This window comes from Gottfriedia acidiceleris, assembly GCF_002128425.1.
Taxonomy (GTDB): domain Bacteria; phylum Bacillota; class Bacilli; order Bacillales; family Bacillaceae_G; genus Gottfriedia; species Gottfriedia acidiceleris.
In genome coordinates this window covers 216,943-240,649 of sequence record NZ_NESS01000003.1, presented here as the reverse complement: position 1 = coordinate 240,649, position 23,707 = coordinate 216,943, and the positions used below count along the sequence as shown (strand labels likewise).

Genomic DNA, 23,707 nt, shown 5'->3' with positions numbered 1-23,707 from the left:
ATTGATCCTGTAGGAGTAATTTTTTTTGCAATCGATATTAATTAAAAAACAAAAAATCAGTGGTCTAATTGATTATTTAAAACAACATGAATTATTAGGAACTAAGTTTTTCATTTATAAAAAGGGAATTAAAAAGACAAAAAGAAAAATAATAAAAATATAAGATTTTTTTGTTGTAATTTTTTAATACATGCAATATATTTAAGACACACATTTCAAAACAAACAATTCCGATAAGGTTAAGGGAGATTAAAGAATGAATATTAAGAAAATTGGTTTAACATTAGGTTCGTTATTTTTAGCAGCAGGTGTTATGGCAGGCTGCAATACAAATAAAAAAGAAGAAACAACAAAAGGAAAAGATCTATTAACTCAAGTAAAGGATAGCGGAGAGTTAAAAATTGGTACTGAAGGTACATATGCACCTTTCACGTTCCATGATAAATCTGGTAAATTAACAGGTTTTGATGTTGATTTATCAAATGAGGTTGCAAAACGTTTAGGTGTAAAACCAAAATATTTTGAAACTCAATGGGATGCAATGTTTGCAGGTTTAGATGCAAAACGCTTTGACATCATAGCAAATGAAGTTGGTATTAGACCAGATCGTGAGAAAAAGTATTATTTCTCTGACCCATATATCACTTCATCAGGTGCATTAGTTGTAAAATCAGATTCAAAAATTAATTCCTTTGATGGAATTAAAGGTTTAAATGCTGCTCAATCTTTAACAAGTAACTATGGTGATTTAGCTAAAAAATATGGAGCTAAATTAGTTGGTGTAGAAGGATTTAGCCAAGCAATTCAATTAATTGAATCTGGTCGTGCTGATGCTACAATTAACGATAAATTATCAATTCAAAATTATTTAAAAGAAACAGGCGACAAAAAAGTTAAAATCGCAGCTTTAGAAAACGATGCATCTAACAGTGGATTTATGTTCCGTAAAGATGATGATTCATTAGTAAAAGCAGTGAACAAAGCTCTTGAAGATATGAAAAAAGACGGGAAGTATGATGAAATAGTACAAAAATGGTTCGGTAAAGATGGACTTAAATAATATACTCAGTCCAGAGTGGATTGACAATTTAACCATTGCGAAGGATTCTTTCCTTCCAATGGTTAAAACTGCTTTAATAGGTACTATTCCATTAACAATTATTACATTTGTTGTAGGTCTTGTTTTAGCATTTATTACGGCACTTTTCCGTCTGTCAGGTAATAAATTCTTAAATGGTTTAGCCAAATTTTATGTTTCAATCATTAGAGGGACACCTCTATTAGTTCAATTATTTATTATTTTTTATGGATTACCTTCAATACATGTAACAATATCACCTTATATTTCTGCTATTATTGGTTTTTCTTTAAGTGTTGGTGCATACGCATCAGAAATTATTAGAGGATCTATCCAGTCAATTGATAAGGGACAATGGGAAGCTGCTTATTCGATCGGCATGACATATAATCAAACATTAAAACGAATTATTATTCCTCAAGCGGCGAGAGTTTCATTACCGCCATTATCAAATACTTTTATAAGTTTAGTAAAAGACACTTCTTTGGCTTCATTAATATTAGTAACTGAAATGTTTAGAACAGCCCAGGAAATAGCTGCAACGAACTATAAATTTTTAGTTGTCTATATAGAAGCTGCATTCATCTATTGGATAATTTGCTTCTTCCTTTCAGTCATTCAAGGTCGATTAGAAGCTCGAGTTGAACGCTATGTTGCTAAGTAATGGAGGAAGAACTTATGATAAAACTAGAAAATATTAAAAAAAGTTTTGGTGAATTAGAAGTATTAAAAGATGTTAGCTTAAATGTAGAAAAAGGTACTGTTACTGCTATTATTGGCCCTTCTGGTTCTGGGAAAACTACATTTTTAAGATGTATTAATGTTTTAGAGCATCCGACTGATGGAAAAATAACAATTGATGAACAGACATTAGATTTTTCTAATAAGGTTACTAAAAAAGAAATTATTTCTTTAAGAAGTAAAACAGGTATGGTTTTTCAACAACATCATTTATTTCCTCACTTAACAGCGTTAGAAAATGTAATGGAAGGCTTAGTAACTGTACAAAAAATAAAAAAAGATGTTGCAAAAAAGAAAGCAATTGACCTACTTACTAAAGTAGGATTAGAAGAGAAAATTAATTTATTACCACATCAACTTTCAGGTGGTCAGCAACAGCGTGTGGGGATTGCTAGAGCGTTAGCCTTAGAACCAACAGTTATTTTATTTGATGAACCAACTTCAGCATTAGATCCAGAGCTTGTACAAGAAGTTCTTAAGGTAATGAAGGAGTTAGCAGAAGAGGGAATGACAATGATTGTCGTTACACATGAAATGAAATTTGCTCGAGATGTAGCAGATGAAGTCATTTTTATGGACGGTGGTTATATTGTTGAACAAGGTCATCCTAGAGATGTTTTAGAGCACCCTAAACATGCAAGAACAAAACAATTTTTACAATTAATACAGTAGCTTTAAAATAAAATATTTTACAAAGTAGTGTAGAAAACTAGTACTAGATGTTGATCTAGTGCTTTTTTTATGTGAAAAATGCTGAAAAACAATTTAAATTATTTTTTCCAAAATTTACATTAGCTAAACATACATATGTTAATCGATTAGAGTCATACTATCATTACACTTACATAAGGAGGTGAGACAACATGGCAAACAACAACAGCTTAGTAGTAAATGGTGCACAACAAGCATTAGATTCTATGAAGTATGAAATCGCTTCTGAGTTTGGAGTAACTTTAGGTCCTGATTCTACAGCTCGTGCTAACGGTTCTGTAGGTGGTGAGATCACTAAACGTTTAGTTCAAATGGCTGAACAAAGCTTAGGTGGTTATACAAAATAATAACTATGGCTAATAAGGGATGGAGATTAATCTCCATCCTTTCTTAATGAATTAAATTAAATTGGAGTGAGCTTTTTATGGATGGTATTTGTCCACTATGCAATGGAATTGAGCATTATAAAATAAAATGTCCTATTTGTGAAAATCATTGTGAAGATAAAGGCAGAGCTGTTGATTACGAAGATAAATATAGTCCATATTTAGATTATGACATTTCAGCAAAAGCTGATGGATTAACTGAACATAATTCTAATCAGTATTGTACTCATATGTTTAATTGTCCAGATTGTAATGAAGGTTTTCTTAAAATTATTGAAAAACTAAAATAACGCAGTACCAATTAAAATGGTACTGCGTTATTTTAGTTTTCAATATGGAATTATCGAATACGAGATTCAGTTTCTTTATCAAAGAAATGAACTTTGTTCATATCTACTGCTAATTTAATTACTTGACCATGTGTAAATGTTGAACGTGCATCTAATCTCGCTACTAATGTATTTCCTTCAAAGTTAGTATAAAGCATTGATTCTGCTCCTAAAAGCTCAGCTACTTCAATTTTTAAATCAAGAACTGTACCTTGAGATGCTTCGATAAATACTGGTTCGTCATGTAAATCTTCAGGACGTACACCTAAAATAACTTCTTTTCCAACATATCCATTATCGCGTAATGTTTTCATTTTTCCTTCAGGTATAGAAATTTTTTTGCTTCCTAAGTTAAAGTGACCATCTTCAACTTTACCAGTAACAAAGTTCATTGCAGGTGAACCAATAAATCCACCAACGAATACGTTTTCTGGGCGATCATAAACTTCCTTTGGCGTACCTACTTGTTGAATAATGCCATCTTTCATTACAACTAAACGTGTAGCCATTGTCATTGCTTCTGTTTGATCGTGTGTTACATAAATAGTTGTCGTTTGAAGACGCTGATGTAATTTTGAAATCTCAGAACGCATTGCAACACGTAATTTAGCGTCTAAGTTTGATAATGGCTCATCCATTAAGAATACCTTTGCATCACGTACAATTGCACGACCAAGAGCAACACGTTGACGTTGTCCACCAGATAAAGCTTTTGGTTTACGATTTAAATATTCCTCAAGACCTAAAATACGTGCAGCATCTTTTACACGACGATCAATTTCTGCTTTGTCAAACTTACGTAATTTTAATCCGAAAGCCATGTTATCATATACAGTCATATGTGGGTAAAGCGCGTAGTTTTGGAATACCATTGCGATGTCACGATCTTTTGGTTGAACATCATTTACACGCTTTCCATCAATAAGGAAATCACCTTTTGAAATATCTTCTAAACCAGCGATCATACGAAGTGTTGTTGATTTACCACAACCAGAAGGACCAACGAATACGATAAATTCTTTGTCTTCAATATGAAGATTAAAATCCTTTACTGCTGTTACGTTATTGTCATAAATTTTATAAATGTGATCTAATTTTAATTCTGCCATTGATATTACCTCCAATAATTTGTAATCGGTTTCATTAACTAAATTGTAAACATTTAAACGTTTTCAAACAATGGCAAAGGTTCACAAAAAAAATAGCCTACTTTGTACAAGTTGCACAAAAAGGCTTTTATTAATTTTCATTCCCGATCTCAAGTAGATGAATTGCTAAAAATATAACTAACCCATCTTCAAAATGCTTTAAATCAATGCCTGTTTGTTCTGAAAATTTATCTAGACGGTATTGAACAGTATTTCGATGTAAAAAAGCTTTTTTTGAAGTAGCAGTTACGTTTAAATTTTGTTGAAGGAAGATTTTTACTGTTGAAAGAATTGGATCATCAATTTTCATATCATTCAAAAATAGATTAGGTAATTCCTTTTGTAAATCATCAGGTAAAAAAGAAAGGATGTAATATAGCATTTCTTTTGAAAACCAAAGTATATTTTTTTGCTTTTTTACAGATAAAGCTTTTTTAAAACATTGATGTTCAATATCAAAATAAAGGCTTAAATTTGCTAATGGTAAATAGCGTTTTCCTACAAAAAAGGTAACATCATGGTACAAGTCAGCTGCAATGATTTCTTGCATATGCTCTAAAAATTCTTTGTTAAATGGTTGATCGATTATTTTTTCAATAATGACGCCGTCCTTTGCAGAATTCCAAACCACTATTACTTCTTTATGAAAAAACGCATTGATTGCTTCTTCAAACTCATTTTTAATAGAGAATAACTGGCCGCTATTAAAATGAATAAAACGAATAGAAGTAGGGAGATTAACTTCATTTTCAAAAGAAAAAGGATTCGGTCCTTTATTTAAAAATAAATATTGAAACCAATCGCTTTGTGCAGATGGCATCATAATTCCATCTGATTCTAATTTTGTAAAAAGACATTCCAGTAGGTTATTTTGCTCATCTGATATTGAAGATTTTATAATTCCGAAAATCTCTTGATTCTCAGTTAAAAACCAAGAATAATCCATATATGTACTCGGATCAGGGGTGACTGTAACAGACTCACTCCCAAATAATGTCTTAATTTTATCAATCATAATCTTTACCTTCCGAAGCTTTATTTCATATTAGTTTATCATTGTTATTTAAAATAAAAAAGAACAGTAGCTGAGTAACTACTGTTAAAAGTTCGAAAGTTCATAAAATAGTCGAATTAAGTTTTCAAGTCCTTGTTCTTTTATTGCAATTTCGTCAAAGACCATGGGTTTAGAGTTAATTTCAAAAATATAGTAGTGATTATTTTGAATTCCGATATCCATTGAGAATTCAAAAAAATGTGCATCGTCCATATTTAATGCTATTCCTGTGTGTCTGACTATTTCTTGTAATAATGAATAATTTAATTCAATCGGTAGTTCTTCAATCGAAATAATGCTGCCACCTCTAGGTACATGAGTTGTAATACCATTAAATGTACCTACTCTGACACCAATACCAGAAAGAATATAATTATTTTCATTTTTATGTGCAAGAATTCGTAGATCAAACTTTCTACCATCTGGTAATTCGCTTACTATACCTTGTTGGCAAATAAAATCTTCGCTTAATGAACTAAGAAATTTCCAACAATCACTAATTGATTTCACTAATTCTACATGAAATGCATTACGGATTATGACTTCTTTGTCATTTTTCAAGGAGAGCTTAAACACGCCAAATCCCCTTGAAGAATTATGCTTCTTTACATATAGAAATTTCCATTTTTTTAAATAGTAAACTAAATCTATTTCACTAGTTAATTCGATTGTCTTTGGAATATAACTTTTTAAAAAGTCGTTTGAAGATAAAATTGACGTTGTTTGGATTTTTGAGAGATAAGATTCATTAAAAAAAGGAATATTAAGTTCTGAGATTTTTTCACGAAAATATTTATAATCATCGTTATATTCGTACTGTACCGATGGGATGCGATTATAAATTACATCTGGTAAAGGGGAAAATAGTTCAAGCCATTTTTTTGTTTTAAAACAATACGTAAAACATTTAACCGAATTACCAGAAAGGGCGGTAGGGGTTAATATGATGGGTATACCGCCTTCAGTTAATACTTTCTTACAAATTCTTTTAAAGGTCTTAATATTTCCACTAAAAGGTAGCCGATCTTCGTTTGTTAATATACCGATAATGGGGCCTAAATGTGTTCCGTTTTTTTTTACCTGAAATTGAATGGAATTTGAACGATCGTCTTGGAATGGTAATATAGGAAGCCGATTATGACCTATGGAACATCTTGATTCACTATGGCCATGTGACCAAGTATTTTTATCAAGATGATAAAAAACAGAGATCATTTCATTGAAACCTCGAGTTCATTACCCTTTTTGGAAAGATGAGTAGCATATTCCAAAAAAAGTTTTTTGATTTGTTTGTCATTTTCTTGGAAACTAGGATTTGAAAAGATTGATCTTCCAGGCTTCGAGTTCGCTTCGAAAAGCCAAATTTTTTCATCCTTATCAACACCTATATCAAATCCAATTTCTCCAATATGACCATCTACTTGACGATCTAAAGATTCACTTATTTTTAATGCTGCTGTAGATAATTTTTCATGTATTCTTTCCGCTTTTTCCTGATCAAATATTTCCTCAAGAGTTTTAACTCGGCCACCGTTATTTATGTGAGTAGTTGTGCTACCTTTTCCTGCTACTTTTGCGGCAATAACCGTTACATGCCAATTTCCTAAAGCGTCCTTGTTTGTATGAACTCGAAAATCGACAGGCTGATGCTCGTAACGAATTAGTGAAATACCTTGTTGTACAATGAAGTCGTGTAGCTTCATGCTACGAAAAACATGATTAATTAAAGATTGGAGTGATGAAAATTTTTGAAGCTTATTTGTTTCAAAATCACGATATCTACAGTAATAAATTCCTTCTTCTCGATGGTAACGAATTAAAATGACTTTTGATCCGAGGCTACCATTTTCAGGTTTAACATATACAAATTGATATTGCGATAATAATTCTTCAATCGTGTCAAAGTTATGAAATTTTACTGTTTTCGGGAGATAATGAGCGACGGATTCCTCATTTTTTAATTTTAAATATAAATCCCATTTATTGAAGAATCCAGGATTAAACCATGGAATTTTGTATTCATTTTCTAGTTTTTGACGTACACGTTTAATTGATTTATGAACTTCAACTTTTCGATTTGGTAACCTATTATAAATAACTGTCGGAAAAGGAACGACCTCTTTGGTCCATCTTTTATTTGTAAAGAAATAACCTTGAATTGTTTCAGTTTCCCAATCGATTCCGTGAGTACCAAATACAAATATAAAGCTATTTTTTTGATTATTTTCAGCTATTAAGTTTGCAAACATAAAGCTACGATCACCGATAGGGCGGAGTAGTGATTCAGTAAAGCCAGCGGTAAAAATTCCGACTAGTGGTCCAAGCTGTAAAGTATTTCCGATAATGATCGGCTCAATAGAACCTTCAAAAGGTATACAGAGCATTTCGACTAAATGCTCTGATATCGAAATAATATTGTGAAGTGTATTCATCGTAACTAGTTGACAAGGGTGTTTTTTTTGACCGAAAGCAATATATTCAATATTTCTAGTTGTAGTAAGCTCTTCAGGTATACATACTAGATTCTTACTCTGTCGATGAGTAACGATTTTATAAACTTCATTCATTATTTAATTTCACTTCTTTCACTTTTAGATTTAGATTGTAAATGTAGACAATACTGAATTGGTGCTGAGTAAAGCTTTTGTTGGATAGAAGGGTCAGTTTGAAGTAGAACTTTTCTACCAGGCTTTGAATTAACATCTAAAATCCAGATGGCTTGATTTGAATCGATGCCTAAATCTAAACCTATTTCAAATAAAGGAAGAAAATTCTTTTCAAGTGTGATTGGTAGTTGTTTACAAATAGTCTCAATATCTTGTTGCAATATTAAAGCAGTTCTTTGATTAAATTGAGTGATCCATTCCTCAAATGCTACTGCATTACTTCCTGCACTTAAATTTGCAACAATTGAATTAGGCTGACCGATTCGAACACCTTTCCCAACTGCTTGCCACTCACCATTCTTATTTTTTTGTAAAAGGATCCTTAAATCAAATGCTTCACGTGATTTTGTTTGAAGGTCTAAATAATTTTGATATACATATCCTTTTGATTCAACAATCGGTTGTAGCCATTCAAAAAATTCATCTCTTGTTTCGTAAACAGTTTCAATTACTTCCTTTTGTTTTTGTGTTGAAACACTAATTGAATATGCACTTAACGTAATAAAATAAATATTGATTCCTCTTGAACCATGGATAGGTTTAATGACGAGCTTGCGCGTTTTTCTAAGTTCTTCAAAAAATACAGCTAAGTGTAATAGTTTTTTTGTTTTCGGGATATATGGATTCAAACTTTCATCAGTTGCTAGAGCTTGATAAGTTTCCCATTTTCCTGGTAGTCCATATCCTAGAAAAGTGATGTCTTTACGTTTTTTTAGCCAGTCAACAATTGGCTTTGCCTGCTTACTTTTAATGCTTGGGGAATAGAAGCATCGATCATAAATATAATTCGGTATTTCAAATGTTGTTTTCTCCCATTGTTCCGTTTCTGCTATATACTTCCAACCCATAATTTCTTCAGTAGCTGGTTGAATATTAAAAGGGGTAAATTGAACGAATTCGTAACCAAGTTTACTTGCTTCTTTCGCCATATGCTGAACGTATTCACCTTCTTGTCTTTCTTTAAGAGATAAATAACCTATTCTCATTCTTTTCACTCCTTGTACTTATAAATATGATTGAACAAGAGAAAAAATAGCTTTTGTTGAAGGTCTAATTTTTTGAATTGGGTCTGAAACTTGCAAATCCTTAGATGGCTTTGAATTTATTTCGATAACCCAAGGGTTAAATTGATTGTCTATAGCGAGATCCACACCAAACTCAGCGAATAATCCATCAAAGGAGGAGTCTATACATATACAGCATTCGATGGCTAACTCGATCAATAATTTTTTAAAGTGAATTCGCTCTTTCTTTGGTAAATATTGACCTAAAAAGTCATCAATTTTTTGTAGGTCTCCCCCGCGGGCCAAATTGCTTACAAACTGTGTAGGATGACCAATCCTTGCTACTGTTGAAGTTACTTCCCATTTATTAAATTTATTTTTATGACATAAAAATCTAAAATCAACAAGTCGATCATCCTTACTAATTAAAGGTAAACCTTCTTGGATGATAAAAGTCCGCTTACTTAATTGCTGTTTAATTGGATGAAATAGTTGAGAAATTGATTTATATTCAACTTCTACTTCAGAATTTTGACTATTTTTTAAACGATACAAATCGTTATCTTTAGTAACCTTAAAAATGTTTCTTCCTTGACTACCATGAATTGGTTTAATAAAAACCGTTTCATATTTTTGGAGAAAATTCTCTAATTGTTCGACTGAGCAGCATTCCTCGGTGTACGGAACGTATGGCTTTATATAGGCAGAATCAATCAGGGCTTTAAAAACTTCAAGCTTATTTAAGAAGCGAGCATTAAAAAAAGGTATTTGTTGACTTGTTAGCGAAGAATTAAGTAATTTAAACTCTTTCGTTCGTTCAAGTCTTCTCGAATGAATTCGATTATGAATGATTGAAGGGGCAGGTACATTCATTAAAGTCCAGCCATTTTCTGAACGCTTATATCCTTTTAATTCATTCGTTAGTAGTTTTTTAAATGTAGTTACATAGAAATCAATTTCAGAGTCTCCGCATAACTCTGATAATTCCTCACAAAGTGTCGTTATTGAACCGAGCGGATTTAATGAGTCCTCATTGATCGAATCAGTTACTACAGCAAAAGATTGGGTTTCTTGATTTTTAGGAAAAGATTGCAATGATTCTCCTCCTTTCCAAAATAATGTCGTTGTATACTATGTGATATTCGCCTAGTTGGTGAATGACTTTTGGAAATTTTTAAGGAAGAAAGTTTGATTTGTTTTAGAAAGACTGACATATAATAGAATGTTTGCTATAGTGGAGATACAAAAGTTTATAGGAGGTAGTAACATGGCAGTAAATATTTATGATATTGCATACTCACTACAAAATGCTTTTAAGGAGCAACCAGAATTTAAAAACTTACAATCACTTTACTCACAAGTATTAGCTGATCCAAATGCGAAACCATTATTTATGGAATTTCAAAATTTCCAAAAGGCGATGCAACAAAAAATGTATCAAGGTGAAGCAGTTACACCTGAAGAAAATGCAAAAGGACAAGAAATTGTTGCAAGAGTGTCTCAAAATCCTTTAATTGCAAACTTAATGCAAGTGGAACAAAGACTAAATTTAGTTATCCAAGATGTAAATAAAATTGTCATGAGTCCATTAGAAGAATTTTATAAATCTTTACTTGAACTTTAATAATATCCAACTCTAAACATAAGAGAGACTTCATTGAATTGGAGTCTTTTTTTGTATAAGAATGGATATAATAACAGCCTACATTGTTCTAATTAAATGAAGCATGTCATATATTCTAGTAAGGTATTTCTTCGCGAAATGGGGGAGATTAAGTGATTTATAAGTTACTTGCAATTAATATAGATGGTACTTTATTGCAATCCAACGGAAAACTCTCAAAAGAATCGAAAGAAGCTGTTGAATACGTTCAAGATAAAGGGATTTATGTAACTTTATATACAAGTAGAAATTTCCAAGCTACAAAAAAAATCGCAAAAGCTCTTAAGGTTAATAATCTTTTGGTTTCGCACTCAGGTGCCTTTATCTCTTCAAAGCTTGATAAGCCATTATATGAGAAGAGAATTGAAGAGGAAGAAGCTTATGACATCGTTAAAAAACTAGAAAAATATGATTGTAATATTCGTTTGTCACATGAACATTTTTCAATTGGAAATCGAAAAAAATTACAATCTAACTTAGTAGCAAAAGCAGTTTTATCAAATGCTGATCCAGTCTTTTATCCAATCCAATTTGTTGAATCACTTTCAGATAGCATTCTGGAAAATTCAATATCTCCTTTAAAAATCGAATGTTATTTCTCTGATGAGTTAGAGAAAAATAAAGTAAAAAAAGAATTGAATGCAAAGTATCCACATCTTGATTGCCTATGTGAGGAAGATCGGAAAATTGAAATCGTTCGAAAAGGAATTTCAAAATATTCAGGCTTAAAACGATTAGGTGAACATTTAGGAATTTCATATCACGAAATGGTTGTAATCGGAGATAACTATAGTGATTTACCATTAATCGAGCATGCAGGTTTAGGGGTTGCTATGTCAAATGCACCTGTAGAGATTAAAAAAGTTGCAGACTGGATTACAAGATCAAATGATCAAAATGGTGTTCCTTATATGATTAAGGAGCATTTCAGGAAACAATTCCCACTACCATTCTTAAAAACACATTTAAAAATCGAAAAATAAATAAAAGCCTGGCTTTCAAGAGAATCCTCTTCGAAAACCAGGCTTTTTTGTACTTTTTGATGACGGGGCAACTACGCCTCTATTTCACCTAAAAGGCTTGCCAAACGCTGAGTTTTCCTTAGTGTATTTTAAATAATTGACCTTGTAACTCTTTAATTTTATACTTAAGTGATAACTTAAAAAGGTGATTAAAAATGAAAATATATATTAAAGGCTTAGAGGATAGTCGTTTTCAAAGACCGTTAGAGCTATTAGCTCAACTATTTTTTGAAGACTGCGATGTATCGTTAGAAAAAATAGATGCAGATATAGAAGTAAGTTTTGAGCTAGATGAAGTTAATAAACAAGTAGCGGGTAAGCTAGGTACGCATTTCCAAGCAAATACAAGCTATGTAGATGGTAAAGATGATCGTGAATCATTTAAATTTAAAAAGAAAGCAGTTAACTTTGTCTTTTTATCATTACTACAAGAGCATACTGGAATTTTGCAAAAGTGGGGAATTTTAACTGGTATTAGACCAACGAAGCTCCTTCATTCCAAACTTAAAGCTGGAGTGTCAAAAGAATTGGCACACGAAGAGCTACGAAATGACTATTTAATTCATGACGAAAAAATAGAATTAATGCAATCAATCGTCGATCGTCAATTAAAGGTGATACCAGATTTATATAACTTGCAAAATGAAGTTAGTATTTATATAGGCATCCCTTATTGTCCTACTAAATGTGCTTATTGCACATTCCCTGCTTATGCTATTCAAGGTAAGCAAGGTGCAGTCGATTCATTCTTATATGGATTACATTATGAAATGGAAAAAGTCGGTGAATTTCTAAAGGAACGTGGGATCAATATTACTACGATTTATTATGGCGGTGGTACACCTACAAGTATTACAGCAGAAGAAATGGACTTACTGTATGCTAAGATGCATGAATCATTTCCAAATATGAAGCATGTTCGTGAAATTACGGTAGAGGCTGGTAGACCTGATACAATTACACCTGAAAAATTAGATGTTTTAAATAAATGGAATATTGATCGAATTAGTATTAATCCACAATCTTATATTCAAGAAACTTTAAAAGCGATTGGAAGACATCACACTGTAGATGAAACAATAACTAAGTTCCATTTAGCCCGTGAAATGGGGATGAATAATATTAATATGGATTTGATTATTGGTTTACCTGGTGAAGGTTTAAAAGAATTCCAATATACATTAGATGAAACTGAAAAGTTAATGCCAGAATCATTGACTGTTCATACACTTTCATTTAAAAGAGCTTCAGAAATGACGCAAAACAAACAAAAATATAAAGTTGCCAATCGAGATGAAGTGCAGCAAATGATGAATGAAGCAACGTTATGGACAAAAAATCATAACTATCATCCATACTATTTATATCGTCAAAAAAATATTTTAGGTAATCTTGAGAATATTGGATACTCTGTTGATGGACAAGAGAGCTTGTATAATATATTAATTATGGAAGAAGAGCAAACAATCATTGGTTTAGGTTGTGGTGCTTCTAGTAAGTTTGTAAATCCAGAAACTCGTCAAATAACACGTTTTGCTAATGCAAAAGATCCTAAATCATATAATGATGGTTATGAACATTATACAAATGCAAAAATCAAAATTTTAGATGAGCTATTTTCGAAAAGTAATCAATCAAATTAATGAAAAATAAAGGAAATTCCCCTTTCGATGTTTAATGTTTAAATTAAACATGAAATTTAAGGGGGATTTTTTTTATGTCTATTTCGAACACGGCAGAACATGTTATATTTAGAAAAGAGGGTCGAGTTGCAACTGTAGTATTTAACCGACCTGAAGTATTGAATGCAATGAATGAAGATACATTCAGACAATTTCGAGATGTGCTGGATGAAATCGCTAGTTCAGACGTTGATGTAGTCGTTCTATGTGGAAATGGCAAAGGTTTCTCTTCAGGTGGAGATTTAAAATCAATGTTGAGTAATACAGATGAGTCTGCTTTTGGTCCAGTGATGGATTTAATTACAGAAGTAGTAGTTAAATTATATACTCTACCTAAAATCGTTATTAGTGCAATTCATGGACCAGCTGCTGGTATAGGACTAAGTTTTGCTCTTGCTAGTGACTTCGTTCTTGCTCACGAATCAGGAGTATTGGCAATGAACTTTATTGGAATTGGCTTAATTCCTGATGGTGGTGCACACTACTTTTTAGAAAAAAGGCTAAGTGAAGCAAAAGCTAAACAACTGATCTGGGAAGGTAAAAAACTAAATGCAGCACAAGCATTAGAAATCGGATTAATTGATGAAGTAATCAGTGGAGACTTTGAAAAAGAAATTAATGAACGCGTTAAGTCAATACTTCAAAAGCCAGTAAGTGCGATGATTCAAACAAAACAAATATACAGTAACGGAAACTTAGAATCTTTAAAAAATGTACTTGTATTTGAAAAAGAAGGACAAAGTGCAATGCGAAGAACTGCAGATCATCAGGAAGGTGTACAAGCTTTTTTACAAAAAAGACTGCCAGTTTTTACTGGTAAATAAGGATAGAGAAATCGACTGGACTCGGTCGATTTTTTTGGTATAGATCTAAAGGAAAAAAGATGTGCAAATAAAATTGGCAAAAGTGTATAGTGAAAACAGCTAATTAAAAAAACCAAAACTGCATTTAAAAAGCCTGAAATAGAAATAACATTACATTTAATTCAATATTTGAATGGCAATTCTTTATCACACTACTAATTTCTTTATCACACTACTAATTTCTTTATGTAATCTTATGTTTTCTATAGAATTAAGGATAAATTATTATAAAATTAAATTGTCTATTTTTCTATTATGTAATAGTCTTTGTTAATTATATCGTAACTGACAATGAAATAAACTTAACAGTTGTTTTACGAAATGGTTAATTTTAAAATACAAGACTATATGTTTTTCCTGATACATGGTAGAATGTTGACATTCTCAGTTTTGGAGAGTGGTTAGATTGAAAAAGATTCAAAGCAATTCACGTACAACGTCAAGAGCGAAAAGAAAAAAAACAAAGTTCATTTTATTTGGATCAATTGGAATCGTACTGATACTTATAGCATTTGTTTCGTATTCCATATTTTCGCCGAATGATAATAAGGCAGGAACTAATAAGAGTGCTTATGCTTCAGCCAAAGACAACAAAAAGAATGATGATAATGGTGTAAAAGAGACATCAACAACTGTTCAAACAATTGATGATGACGATCCGTCAGATGGTTCGGCACCGGAAACACCCGAACAAACTGGCGTTCAAGCTGGTGCGAAGCATGTTACAAGCTATGATAGAAATTCTCAAGACTGGCAAGCAATGCTACAGACAATCGCTTCTGCTACTGGAACAGATCCAAGCAATATGACTGTATGGTTTTTAGGCAGTGACAAAAGCAACCCAGGCGGCTCAGTCGGGACTGTATCAGCAAAGACAAAAGGCTCGCAAAAATATAAAGTATATCTCATATGGGATGGGTCTGGATATAAAGCTACAAAAGTTGAACCTGCTTCATAAAATGTAAAATAGGATGCACTTAATGGGAATCCTTTAGACTGTCGAGAAATTCTCGACAGTCTATTTTTAAAACATGAATCATGTTCCATCACTGTACTTTTTGAACGCTTGTCTGGATAAATGTTTCTTTTATTTTCACTATTATTCTCATTGAAAGGTGCTTCCACTCCAAGCAGAAGATTAGGAGCGTTGACACTTGGATTAGTACTTTAAACTATTTTAGATAAAAAATAAAAAAGCTGCGATCAATCTTCGCAGCTTCTTTTTAATTATGGATGAAATAAAAGTAGTTTACCAGTTTGACTAATGCAACGGTGGGTTTTATCAAGTGCATCAATTGCAGAAAGTTTTTCAGTACCAATTTTTTTTGCTTCTAAGTCAGAATTAGCTTCAAATTGTTCATCGACAATTGATTGGCCACTTTTTTCAAAAGCAGTAATTCGATATGTTGTCATGTTATAGTCCTCCTAAAGTAGTTGCGATATTATTATTTTGACATAGATTGAAAAGCTGTGTAAAGTAATAATTCGAATTATAAAAAAATTCTGTTATAATTTAAAATTTTGACATTTGGAAGATTTAACAGATTTTAAGAATTGTTAGATTATGTCTTAATTTTTGTATGATCATTGTTGGGCTAAGTAACTATTTTAACGTATAATAGGATAAGTAAAACGACTAATACATAATTTGATTTTCCTTTTTTTATTTTGTGAAATTGATTTTCCGAAATATTTTAAGCTATTTACTTAAGTATAGCTAAGGAAGCATATACAAAGGTGGAGGTACTTATGGATAAAAAAGTATATGATCATGAAGTTGGCGAACGTTTTGTTACATTTTTATTTGTTAAAGCTGTGACTAAAGGTGTAGCAAGTAATCAAAAATCATTTTTATCTTTAACTTTACAAGATCAAAGTGGAGATATTGAGGCCAAGCTTTGGGATATTTCTTCAGAGCAAGAAGAAGCGTATGTAGAAGGAACAGTTGTAAAAGTTGAAGGGGAGCTACACGATTATAGAGGGAAACTTCAGCTTAAATTACGCCAAATTCGTCCAACTAAAGATACAGACGAAGTAAATCCAGAAGATTTTTTCGCGAGAGCACCAGTTTCTAAAGAAGAATTATATGAGAAAATTACTTCATATATCAATAATATGACAAATGAAAAACTTAAAAAGCTTACTGAGTATTTAGTATTAAAAAATCAAGAGGATTTTCTTGATTTTCCAGCAGCAACTAAGAATCACCATGAATTTGTTTCTGGTTTAGCATACCATGTTTTCTGTATGTTGAAATTAGGTGAATCAATTGCGAATTTATATCCTTCAATAAATAAGGATTTACTATATGCTGGAATCATACTACATGATTTAGGAAAAGTAAGAGAATTATCTGGTCCAGTTTCAACAAAGTATACTGTCGAAGGTAATTTATTAGGTCATATCTCACTTATGGCAATTGAAATTGGAAATGCCTCAATCGAACTAGGTATTGAGGGAGAAGAGGTTACTGTATTACAGCATCTTATTTTAAGTCACCATGGTAAGTATGAGTACGGTAGTCCAAAACTACCTTTAATTAAAGAAGCGGAAATATTACATTATATTGATAATATTGATGCAAAAATGAATATGTTAGACCGCGCACTTGAAAGAGTTGAACCGGGAGAATATACAGAGCGTATTTTCCCATTAGAAAATCGTAGTTTTTACAAACCAAAATTTTAAATTAATCATACTTCCTCCTTATTAGCCATATAATGAAGCAAATGCTTGTCTACTAAGGAGGAAAATCAATGCCATTATTACCATTTTGGATGTATATCGTGATCTTAGGAATTTTTGTGAGTGGATTTATGGTGCTTTATACCTCGAAGCAGGAAAGAGATGCAGATGAAGCTTTCATCGAAAAAGAGGGAGAAATATACTTACAAAGAATTAAAGAAGAAAGAGAACGAAGAGAGCAATTACTGATCAACTCTGAGATTTCATCGAATTAAAAAACCTGCCAATTAGGCAGGTTCTTTTTTATGATTTTTTCTCTTGGCTTTCTAAGTCTTTATCTTTTACTTTAAATTTAGCTTTCTTAAGAAGTTCATCTGAGAACGCTGAGAAGTTTTCTTGGCTTAGCTTAGACTCAGCAATTTTTTTACGAGCATCTTTTTCGTTAACTGTCTTTTTACCAGTTACTTTAATAATATGATATCCAAATTGAGATTTAACTGGTTGGCTAATTTCTCCAACTTTTAATTTATAAGCAGCTGCTTCGAATTCAGGTACCATAGCACCTTCTCCGAAATAGCCTAAATCTCCACCTTTATCTTTTGAACCAGTGTCAGTAGAATATTTTTTTGCTTCTGCTGCAAAATCTGCACCTTTATCTAATTCTTGTTTAACTTTTTTAGCTGTAGCCTCATCTTTTACTAAAATATGACTAGCTTTAATTTCTGGTTTATATTTTGCAATTTCAGCTTTCGTTACTGAAGCTTCAGCAGCTTTTTCAGTTAATAAATCAATTTTAACACGATCTTTAAATGCTGCTTCATCTTTAAATCCGTACTGAGCTAAGAAAGCTTTAAATTGGTCACCATTTTGTGTTTTATACTCATTGAACTTAGCGTCAACATCTTTATCGCTAACTTTGTAGTTCTTCTTTAAATAATCTTCGATAGCCATTTGCTTAAGCATAGCTAGGCCTGCTGTATCTTTCATCTTGTCATATAAATCTTTAGATGTGATATCTCCTGCATTAGATGTAGCAACTACATCGTTACTAATACCAGCAGATCCACATGCTGCTAGTCCGAATACTGAGGTAGCTAAAACTGCAGATACGATTAACTTTTTCATTTAAACATCTCCTAAAAAAAAATTTTGCTTATTAAAGTATAGAGCTTAAATCTTAATTTTTCCTTTATTTAGACATACCTTTTACTGGAAATTACTTCACTTAATATAACATATTTTTCTACAAAGTGACAAAGTTTATCCAAAAAAAGAATAATTTGGAATGGTTTTTAATTAAAAGTTAATTCATTTTAAGGAATCTTGAACTAGTTTTAATTAAAAAATAGGCATTTATGAGTCTAATCGTTAAAGAGAGGAGGAGTTAATTAAATTTAATTTTGTTTTCCAGCTACTCCAACAAAGTAGGTTAATCTAATAAATAATAGCTAGTCAATCGTGACATTCGCCCAATCAATTAAGGCATTCGTCTATATATTATTATGAATTACTTTTAGGAGGGTGGAAAAATGGAGGGGAAAGCATCGCGTGAATTTGTATTAATCGTGATCCTGTTTATTTTGCTAATCATTATTGGGTGTTCATGTTTATAAGTTAGTATGAATCTTCGAAAATGAAGGTTATTTATACATTTGCCCAGACCATTTTTTACTACACGCATAAGATAAGATATGTAGCTAAAGGAGGTGTGAATGATGGGCGTAGGATTCCATGGTGGAGGATTTGCGTTAATCGTTGTATTGTTCATCTTATTAATTATCGTAGGAGCAGCTTGCATCTAATTTGTAAATAAGACAAATATTCGACCGGAGGTATTGTACCTCCGGTTGAGTTTTTATTCCAGAATTATAAGTAGTTTATGATGTACATATTCTTTGTATAGAATTAGAAATTGAAAAGAAAAGGAAATGAGTTGAAGGTTTAAAAGAGGGATATATGTGAAATTTTGAACAAAAGTGGCCGAAATAAAAAGCGGAAGGATTTAATTAATCTTACCCCGCTTCTATTTGATTGTACAATTTCAAGGACAAATCAACTTAAAATTGTAACTTTAAAGAAGATATTAAGGTTTCTTAATTAAACGATTATCTTCTTCGATAAATTCTTTATCTATGTTTCCTAACGTTGTTTCAAATATATCCATAAAATCTTTTCCATAAATATTACGTAAAATAGCCATAATTTCCATATTTTCTGGAAACTTACCATAAAATTCTTTTAATGGTAAAGTACCTTGGAAAACTGAATTTGTCTCAGGATCAAATTCTCCTAGAATCTCTAATAGCATATTTTTACCTTTTTCTGTTAATTCAATATAAGTATTACGTTTATCTTCTACTTTTTTAGAAAACACTAATAAACCACGTTCTTCAAGCTTTTTAGAGAAGTTAAAAGCGGTCGATACGTGCATTACACCAAATTTCGCAATTTCAGAAATAGACGCACCCTTTAAGTGGAAGGCGATCATTAAAATATGATGTTCATTGATATTTAAATCATAGGGTTTAATCCATTGTTGCCAGTCTTTTTCAACTGACTTCCATAATGCTTTAGAAATTTGGGCAATTCTTTGACTAAAAATCAAAGCTTCTTTCATTGTATATAACTTTTGTTCAGTTTTCATCAATTCACCTTCTTTTCTATTTAACTATCTATTTATTATTATGCCAATAATATGTGAAGAAATAAAGAACTTTTAGTTAGAATTTTTAAAAATTTTCACAAAGTCGTTGATAAAATTCTACATTTTTATATTATAATTAAGTGTTATGGGTTGAAAAAGGTATGTTTATATAATAATTTTAGCTGAACTATAGAGTAATTGTCGATAAAATATTATTGGTAATATAGTAAATATATAATATAAATCTTTAAAAATATAGTATAAAATGCAGAATTAAGATGGAATTTACATAAAAAAAACAAAAACAGGAGGTAATCACACTCCTGTTTTTGTTTGTAAATGATCTTATATTATTATTTTTTGATAATGTTATTTTCGATAGATTTTGCAATCTCTTGAAGCGTTTCATTTGTGTATTGATTTTGATTTGATTGCCATTTTACATCAAAGCCATCATTTTTTCCGTATCGTGGTAAAATATGCATATGATAATGAAATACAGTTTGACCTGAAACTTCACCACTATTATTTAAAATATTTATACCTTGGACATTAAAAGTATCTTTAATTGCATTAGCAATTTGAGGTACTTTTCGGAAGTATGTACTAGCTGTCTCTTCACTCATTTCGAATATGTTTTCAACATGATCCTTTGGAATGACTAATGTGTGTCCTTTTGTAACTTGACTTAAATCTAAAAAAGCTAAAACATCATCATCCTCGTATACTTTTGAAGCTGGAATGCTACCTTCAATAATTTTGCAAAAAATACAATTAGCGTCATGTGTCATTTCTTCTACTTCCTTTCACTTTTTTTCCTTATTTTAACATAGACGTAAGTTTAAGGGGAAATAGGGTTAAGGAGAAAAATAAACAAGAAGCAACCTACGTTGCTTCTTGATGAAGGGGAAAGAATATGGAGTAATTATAAATTGTCTTTGATAGACACCTCATTTGCTTATATGTTCAATAAATTGGTACACCTTATAATAAATTTATATGCTCTGGTCGAGACACCTCATTTACAAATTGGTATACTAAAACCTTTGTTTATAAGTAATAATGTTCAAGCTAACCATCTCCTTTGATGTTTTCACTGCTGTTTATACAACGATGTTTTATCTTGGGAGACATTTCACTTCAACAGCTACCCTTGCATAGGTTTGAACGCAAATTAAATTACCTTTAACACACACCTCATTTCAAATTTTGAACTGGAAAGTGTGTTGCTTTCCCTTCAAGAATTATGATGCCCTGTATGAAAGAAAGTATGCTTAAAACTTAAAAAAAATATTGGGGAGAGCACATTAATACTAGAAAAACTTTAAATGGCATGAAAAACAGAAGGGATTTCAATGGAAATTTAAGTGGAAGAAAGTTTCGGTAAACTGAGTATATAAATAATAGAAGTAATAAGTTAAAATCTCTTCTCATTGGAAGCGAGTTACTGTAGTGGAAATCAATATCACACAACTTACTTATCAATGTTCAATCCAACAATTTAATTGATAAATTTTTTTTCAATAACATAAACAAGGAGCAACCAATAGTTGCTCCTTGATGAAGGGGAAAGAATCTTTAGAAAAAATTTTAGGTTATTAAGTTAAATTGTCTTTAACAGACACCTCATTTGCTTTAATGTTCAATAAATTGGTACACCTATAAATAAATTATATGTTCTGCTCGAGACACCTCATTTACAAATTGGTATACTAATGACCTTTGTTTTTATAGAATATGTTCAAGCGCACCATCTCCTTAAATTTAGCATTGCTGTATATGACAACGATGTTAATCTTTGGAGATACCTCATTTCACTTAAACAATTATCTGACTTAGGTTTGAACGCAAATTAAATTTCCTTTAACACACACCTCATTTCAAATTTTGAACTAAGAAAGTGTGTTGCTTTCCCTTCAAGAATTATAATACCCTTAACCTAAAATAGTATTCAAAAAAAGAAGGATTTTTTTTAGTATTCCATAAATATGATATTGAGGAAGTTAAGATTATTATTTGATACAATAAAATATATAGGAAAAGTACATTTGAAAGGATTTGTAAAGAATGACTTTATTGCATGTAAAAGATGTCTCAGGTGGATATACTAGACAACCTGTCATTAAAGATGTCTCATTTACGATTAATAAGAATGAGCTTGTTGGGTTAATCGGGTTAAATGGTGCCGGTAAGAGTACGACAATAAAACATATTTTGGGACTTTTGAAGCCATCTAAAGGTGAAATATTAATTAATAGTGAATCATTTGATAAAGATCCAACTGCATATCGTGCTAGCTTATCGTATGTTCCTGAAACACCAATGATTTATGATGAATTAACTTTACAGGAACATCTTGAAATTACGGCCTTGGCATATAATATTCCTGAAAAGGATTTTAAAAAACGTAGTGAAGAGTTATTAAAAACATTTAGATTATATGAAAAAAGAAAATATTTTCCTTCGACATTCTCTAAAGGGATGAAACAAAAAGTAATGATCATTTGTGCCCTTATTGTCCAACCACAGTTATACATAATAGATGAACCTTTTTTAGGATTAGATCCAATCGCGATAAATGATTTACTAGAAATTTTGAACAATGAAAAAGAAAAAGGAGCAGGCATTTTAATGTCTACTCATATTTTATCGACTGCTCAGATTTATTGTGATTCATTCATTATTTTGCATGAAGGAGTAATCATTGCAAAAGGTACGTTAAACGAATTACAAACTCAATATAATATGCCAAATGCTTCATTGGATGAAATTTATATTTTTGCAACGAAGGAAAAAGAAATATGAGTACGATAAAAGAATTATGGTTAGCACGGTTTAGGAGCTTCATTAAAGAAATGAGTAGATATGGTCGTTATATTTTTAATGATCATATAAAATTTGTGATTGTTTTTGGCTTTGGAGGAGGAGCATATTATTACCAACAAATGTTAAAAACAATTTCTCCAGACTTTCCGGTTATTTTATTAATCTCTATTCTTTTCAGTTTTCTTGTTGTAACAGGTCAAGTAACTACTTTTTTTAAAGGACCTGATTTACATTATTTACTACCTTTAGAAAAAAAGATGAAAAATTACTTTGTCCGCTCTTTTTTAATTACGTACATCGTTCAAGTTTATTTGATGTTAATGATGTTAGGAGTGATTTATCCAATTTATAAGAAATTTTTACTAGGACAAACTACAAGCTTTATCGTATTTATGGTAATAATTTTCTTATTAAAAGGATACAATCTTTTTGTTTCATTCTTACATCTTACAAATAATGGTGTATTAAACCGAGCATTTGATTATTGTATAAGGTTGCTTGGTACTTTCTTATTTATATATGGGTTATTAAGTAAATGGAGTAGTTTTTTCCTTTCAATAATGATCGTAATTTTAGCTGTTTATGCATTATCAATTCAAATAGGTAGTAAAAATAAAAGAGTACAATGGGAACGAAATGTTAAACTTGATACTTCAAGATTAGCGACTTTTTATCGATTTGCGAATATGTTTACTGATGTGCCATCTATTCAGCAACAAGTTAAGCGAAGAAAATGGGCAGATCCAATAATTAATAAATTTCCAATGAAAAATGCAGCGAATTATTTACTAGTTCGTACATTTATTCGAAATGGTAACTATTTAAGTATGTTTTTAAGACAACTTTTCGTAGGAGGGTTTGTAGTTTACTTGGTGCCAACTTTAATTGGAAAAGTATTGATTGGCATTTTATTTCTTTACGTAATTTCCCTACAGAATATGTCAATTTTAAAACAGTATAACTATCATTTATTGTGGAAAATTTATCCTTATACAAATGAAGAAAATAAAAAATCTATTTCGACACTTTTGTATATACTACTGATAATATGTAGTTTAGTTTTTAGTATCATTGGTTTAATAAAGGGCTTGTCGATTATAAACTTTATTATTGCAATCGTTGTGTATACTTTATTTTCAATGTGGTTAATTAAATTTTATGTGCATAAAAGGTTAGGTCAGCCACAAAAATTGTAAAGGGTGGAC

General features: G+C 31.2%; 26 protein-coding genes. 16 read left to right on the top strand and 10 right to left on the bottom strand.

Annotated elements, in window-relative coordinates; all coding sequences use genetic code 11:
• Positions 1-262 precede the first annotated feature (262 nt).
• The 5 genes from B6K90_RS07640 (at position 263) to B6K90_RS07620 (ending at position 3,206) form a co-directional block, all read left to right on the top strand.
• Positions 263-1,060 (top strand): amino acid ABC transporter substrate-binding protein, encoded by a 798-nt coding sequence (locus B6K90_RS07640; RefSeq protein ID WP_407920505.1) that lies wholly within the window; start codon positions 263-265, stop codon positions 1,058-1,060.
• On the top strand, positions 1,047-1,742 hold the full coding sequence (locus tag B6K90_RS07635; protein WP_088012143.1) for an amino acid ABC transporter permease: 696 nt from the start codon (positions 1,047-1,049) through the stop codon (positions 1,740-1,742). Before B6K90_RS07640 ends, B6K90_RS07635 begins: the two co-directional genes overlap by 14 nt.
• Before the next feature lie 14 nt (positions 1,743-1,756).
• Positions 1,757-2,491 carry an amino acid ABC transporter ATP-binding protein gene (locus B6K90_RS07630; protein WP_025672149.1) on the top strand — a complete coding sequence of 245 codons (735 nt, stop codon included), beginning with the start codon at positions 1,757-1,759 and terminating at the stop codon, positions 2,489-2,491.
• 191 nt (positions 2,492-2,682) lie between these two features.
• Positions 2,683-2,877 (top strand): alpha/beta-type small acid-soluble spore protein, encoded by a 195-nt coding sequence (locus B6K90_RS07625; RefSeq protein WP_088012142.1) that lies wholly within the window; start codon positions 2,683-2,685, stop codon positions 2,875-2,877.
• Positions 2,878-2,954: 77 nt separating this feature from the next.
• Positions 2,955-3,206, top strand: coding sequence for a hypothetical protein (locus tag B6K90_RS07620; RefSeq protein WP_088012141.1), 252 nt, complete (start codon positions 2,955-2,957; stop codon positions 3,204-3,206).
• A gap of 50 nt (positions 3,207-3,256) precedes the next feature.
• Here B6K90_RS07620 and B6K90_RS07615 read toward each other — a convergent pair whose 3' ends face one another.
• The 6 genes from B6K90_RS07615 to B6K90_RS07590 form a co-directional block, all read right to left on the bottom strand.
• Entirely contained in the window at positions 3,257-4,354 is a 1,098-nt protein-coding gene (locus B6K90_RS07615; RefSeq protein ID WP_088012140.1) for an ABC transporter ATP-binding protein, read from the bottom strand.
• A 130-nt stretch (positions 4,355-4,484) separates the two neighbouring features.
• Positions 4,485-5,408, bottom strand: coding sequence for a PucR family transcriptional regulator (locus B6K90_RS07610; protein WP_088012139.1), 924 nt, complete (start codon positions 5,406-5,408; stop codon positions 4,485-4,487).
• A gap of 84 nt (positions 5,409-5,492) precedes the next feature.
• Positions 5,493-6,662: a YheC/YheD family endospore coat-associated protein gene (locus B6K90_RS07605; RefSeq protein WP_088012138.1), complete on the bottom strand. Its 1,170-nt coding sequence runs from the start codon at positions 6,660-6,662 to the stop codon at positions 5,493-5,495.
• Entirely contained in the window at positions 6,659-8,014 is a 1,356-nt protein-coding gene (locus B6K90_RS07600) for a YheC/YheD family endospore coat-associated protein (RefSeq protein WP_235821745.1), read from the bottom strand. Before B6K90_RS07600 ends, B6K90_RS07605 begins: the two co-directional genes overlap by 4 nt.
• Positions 8,014-9,099, bottom strand: coding sequence for a YheC/YheD family endospore coat-associated protein (locus B6K90_RS07595; protein WP_088012137.1), 1,086 nt, complete (start codon positions 9,097-9,099; stop codon positions 8,014-8,016). The genes B6K90_RS07600 and B6K90_RS07595 overlap by 1 nt, the downstream gene beginning before the upstream one ends.
• An 18-nt stretch (positions 9,100-9,117) precedes the next feature.
• Positions 9,118-10,212 carry a YheC/YheD family endospore coat-associated protein gene (locus B6K90_RS07590; protein ID WP_088012136.1) on the bottom strand — a complete coding sequence of 365 codons (1,095 nt, stop codon included), beginning with the start codon at positions 10,210-10,212 and terminating at the stop codon, positions 9,118-9,120.
• A gap of 172 nt (positions 10,213-10,384) precedes the next feature.
• On the opposite strand from B6K90_RS07590, the gene B6K90_RS07585 reads away from it, so the two are divergent.
• From B6K90_RS07585 to B6K90_RS07565, 5 genes are all read left to right on the top strand, one after another.
• The gene (locus B6K90_RS07585) at positions 10,385-10,741 is read left to right on the top strand and encodes a YlbF family regulator (RefSeq protein ID WP_069033854.1); all 357 of its coding nucleotides are present in this window, start codon (positions 10,385-10,387) and stop codon (positions 10,739-10,741) included.
• A 152-nt stretch (positions 10,742-10,893) separates the two neighbouring features.
• Positions 10,894-11,763, top strand: coding sequence for a Cof-type HAD-IIB family hydrolase (locus B6K90_RS07580; protein WP_088012135.1), 870 nt, complete (start codon positions 10,894-10,896; stop codon positions 11,761-11,763).
• Positions 11,764-11,957: 194 nt separating this feature from the next.
• Complete coding sequence (locus B6K90_RS07575; RefSeq protein ID WP_088012134.1) at positions 11,958-13,445, top strand: coproporphyrinogen III oxidase; 1,488 nt, start codon at positions 11,958-11,960, stop codon at positions 13,443-13,445.
• 74 nt (positions 13,446-13,519) lie between these two features.
• Entirely contained in the window at positions 13,520-14,308 is a 789-nt protein-coding gene (locus B6K90_RS07570; RefSeq protein WP_088012133.1) for an enoyl-CoA hydratase, read from the top strand.
• Between the two features lie 445 nt (positions 14,309-14,753).
• Entirely contained in the window at positions 14,754-15,305 is a 552-nt protein-coding gene (locus B6K90_RS07565; protein WP_167555305.1) for a YrrS family protein, read from the top strand.
• A gap of 269 nt (positions 15,306-15,574) precedes the next feature.
• On the opposite strand, the gene B6K90_RS07560 is transcribed toward B6K90_RS07565, so the two are convergent.
• Complete coding sequence (locus tag B6K90_RS07560; RefSeq protein WP_088012131.1) at positions 15,575-15,760, bottom strand: YhzD family protein; 186 nt, start codon at positions 15,758-15,760, stop codon at positions 15,575-15,577.
• A 336-nt stretch (positions 15,761-16,096) separates the two neighbouring features.
• On the opposite strand from B6K90_RS07560, the gene yhaM reads away from it, so the two are divergent.
• Positions 16,097-17,035 carry a 3'-5' exoribonuclease YhaM gene (gene yhaM / locus B6K90_RS07555; RefSeq protein ID WP_088012130.1) on the top strand — a complete coding sequence of 313 codons (939 nt, stop codon included), beginning with the start codon at positions 16,097-16,099 and terminating at the stop codon, positions 17,033-17,035.
• A gap of 68 nt (positions 17,036-17,103) precedes the next feature.
• A complete protein-coding gene (locus B6K90_RS07550) occupies positions 17,104-17,307 on the top strand; it encodes a sporulation YhaL family protein (protein WP_088012129.1) in 204 nt (67 codons plus the stop codon).
• 28 nt (positions 17,308-17,335) lie between these two features.
• Here B6K90_RS07550 and B6K90_RS07545 read toward each other — a convergent pair whose 3' ends face one another.
• Positions 17,336-18,157, bottom strand: a complete 822-nt coding sequence (locus B6K90_RS07545; protein WP_088012128.1) for a peptidylprolyl isomerase — start codon at positions 18,155-18,157, stop codon at positions 17,336-17,338.
• 404 nt (positions 18,158-18,561) lie between these two features.
• On the opposite strand from B6K90_RS07545, the gene B6K90_RS07540 reads away from it, so the two are divergent.
• On the top strand, positions 18,562-18,645 hold the full coding sequence (locus tag B6K90_RS07540) for a YjcZ family sporulation protein (protein WP_088012127.1): 84 nt from the start codon (positions 18,562-18,564) through the stop codon (positions 18,643-18,645).
• 99 nt (positions 18,646-18,744) lie between these two features.
• Positions 18,745-18,834, top strand: coding sequence for a YjcZ family sporulation protein (locus tag B6K90_RS07535; protein WP_097973758.1), 90 nt, complete (start codon positions 18,745-18,747; stop codon positions 18,832-18,834).
• 281 nt (positions 18,835-19,115) lie between these two features.
• Here the strand turns inward: B6K90_RS07535 and B6K90_RS07530 are convergent, their stop codons facing one another.
• Positions 19,116-19,676, bottom strand: coding sequence for an HTH-type transcriptional regulator Hpr (locus B6K90_RS07530; RefSeq protein ID WP_056472088.1), 561 nt, complete (start codon positions 19,674-19,676; stop codon positions 19,116-19,118).
• Between the two features lie 353 nt (positions 19,677-20,029).
• Positions 20,030-20,467 (bottom strand): HIT family protein, encoded by a 438-nt coding sequence (locus B6K90_RS07525; RefSeq protein WP_088012126.1) that lies wholly within the window; start codon positions 20,465-20,467, stop codon positions 20,030-20,032.
• A 1,276-nt stretch (positions 20,468-21,743) separates the two neighbouring features.
• On the opposite strand from B6K90_RS07525, the gene B6K90_RS07515 reads away from it, so the two are divergent.
• On the top strand, positions 21,744-22,481 hold the full coding sequence (locus tag B6K90_RS07515) for an ABC transporter ATP-binding protein (RefSeq protein ID WP_088012124.1): 738 nt from the start codon (positions 21,744-21,746) through the stop codon (positions 22,479-22,481).
• Positions 22,478-23,698 (top strand): ABC transporter permease, encoded by a 1,221-nt coding sequence (locus tag B6K90_RS07510; RefSeq protein ID WP_088012123.1) that lies wholly within the window; start codon positions 22,478-22,480, stop codon positions 23,696-23,698. The genes B6K90_RS07515 and B6K90_RS07510 overlap by 4 nt, the downstream gene beginning before the upstream one ends.
• Positions 23,699-23,707 lie beyond the last annotated feature (9 nt).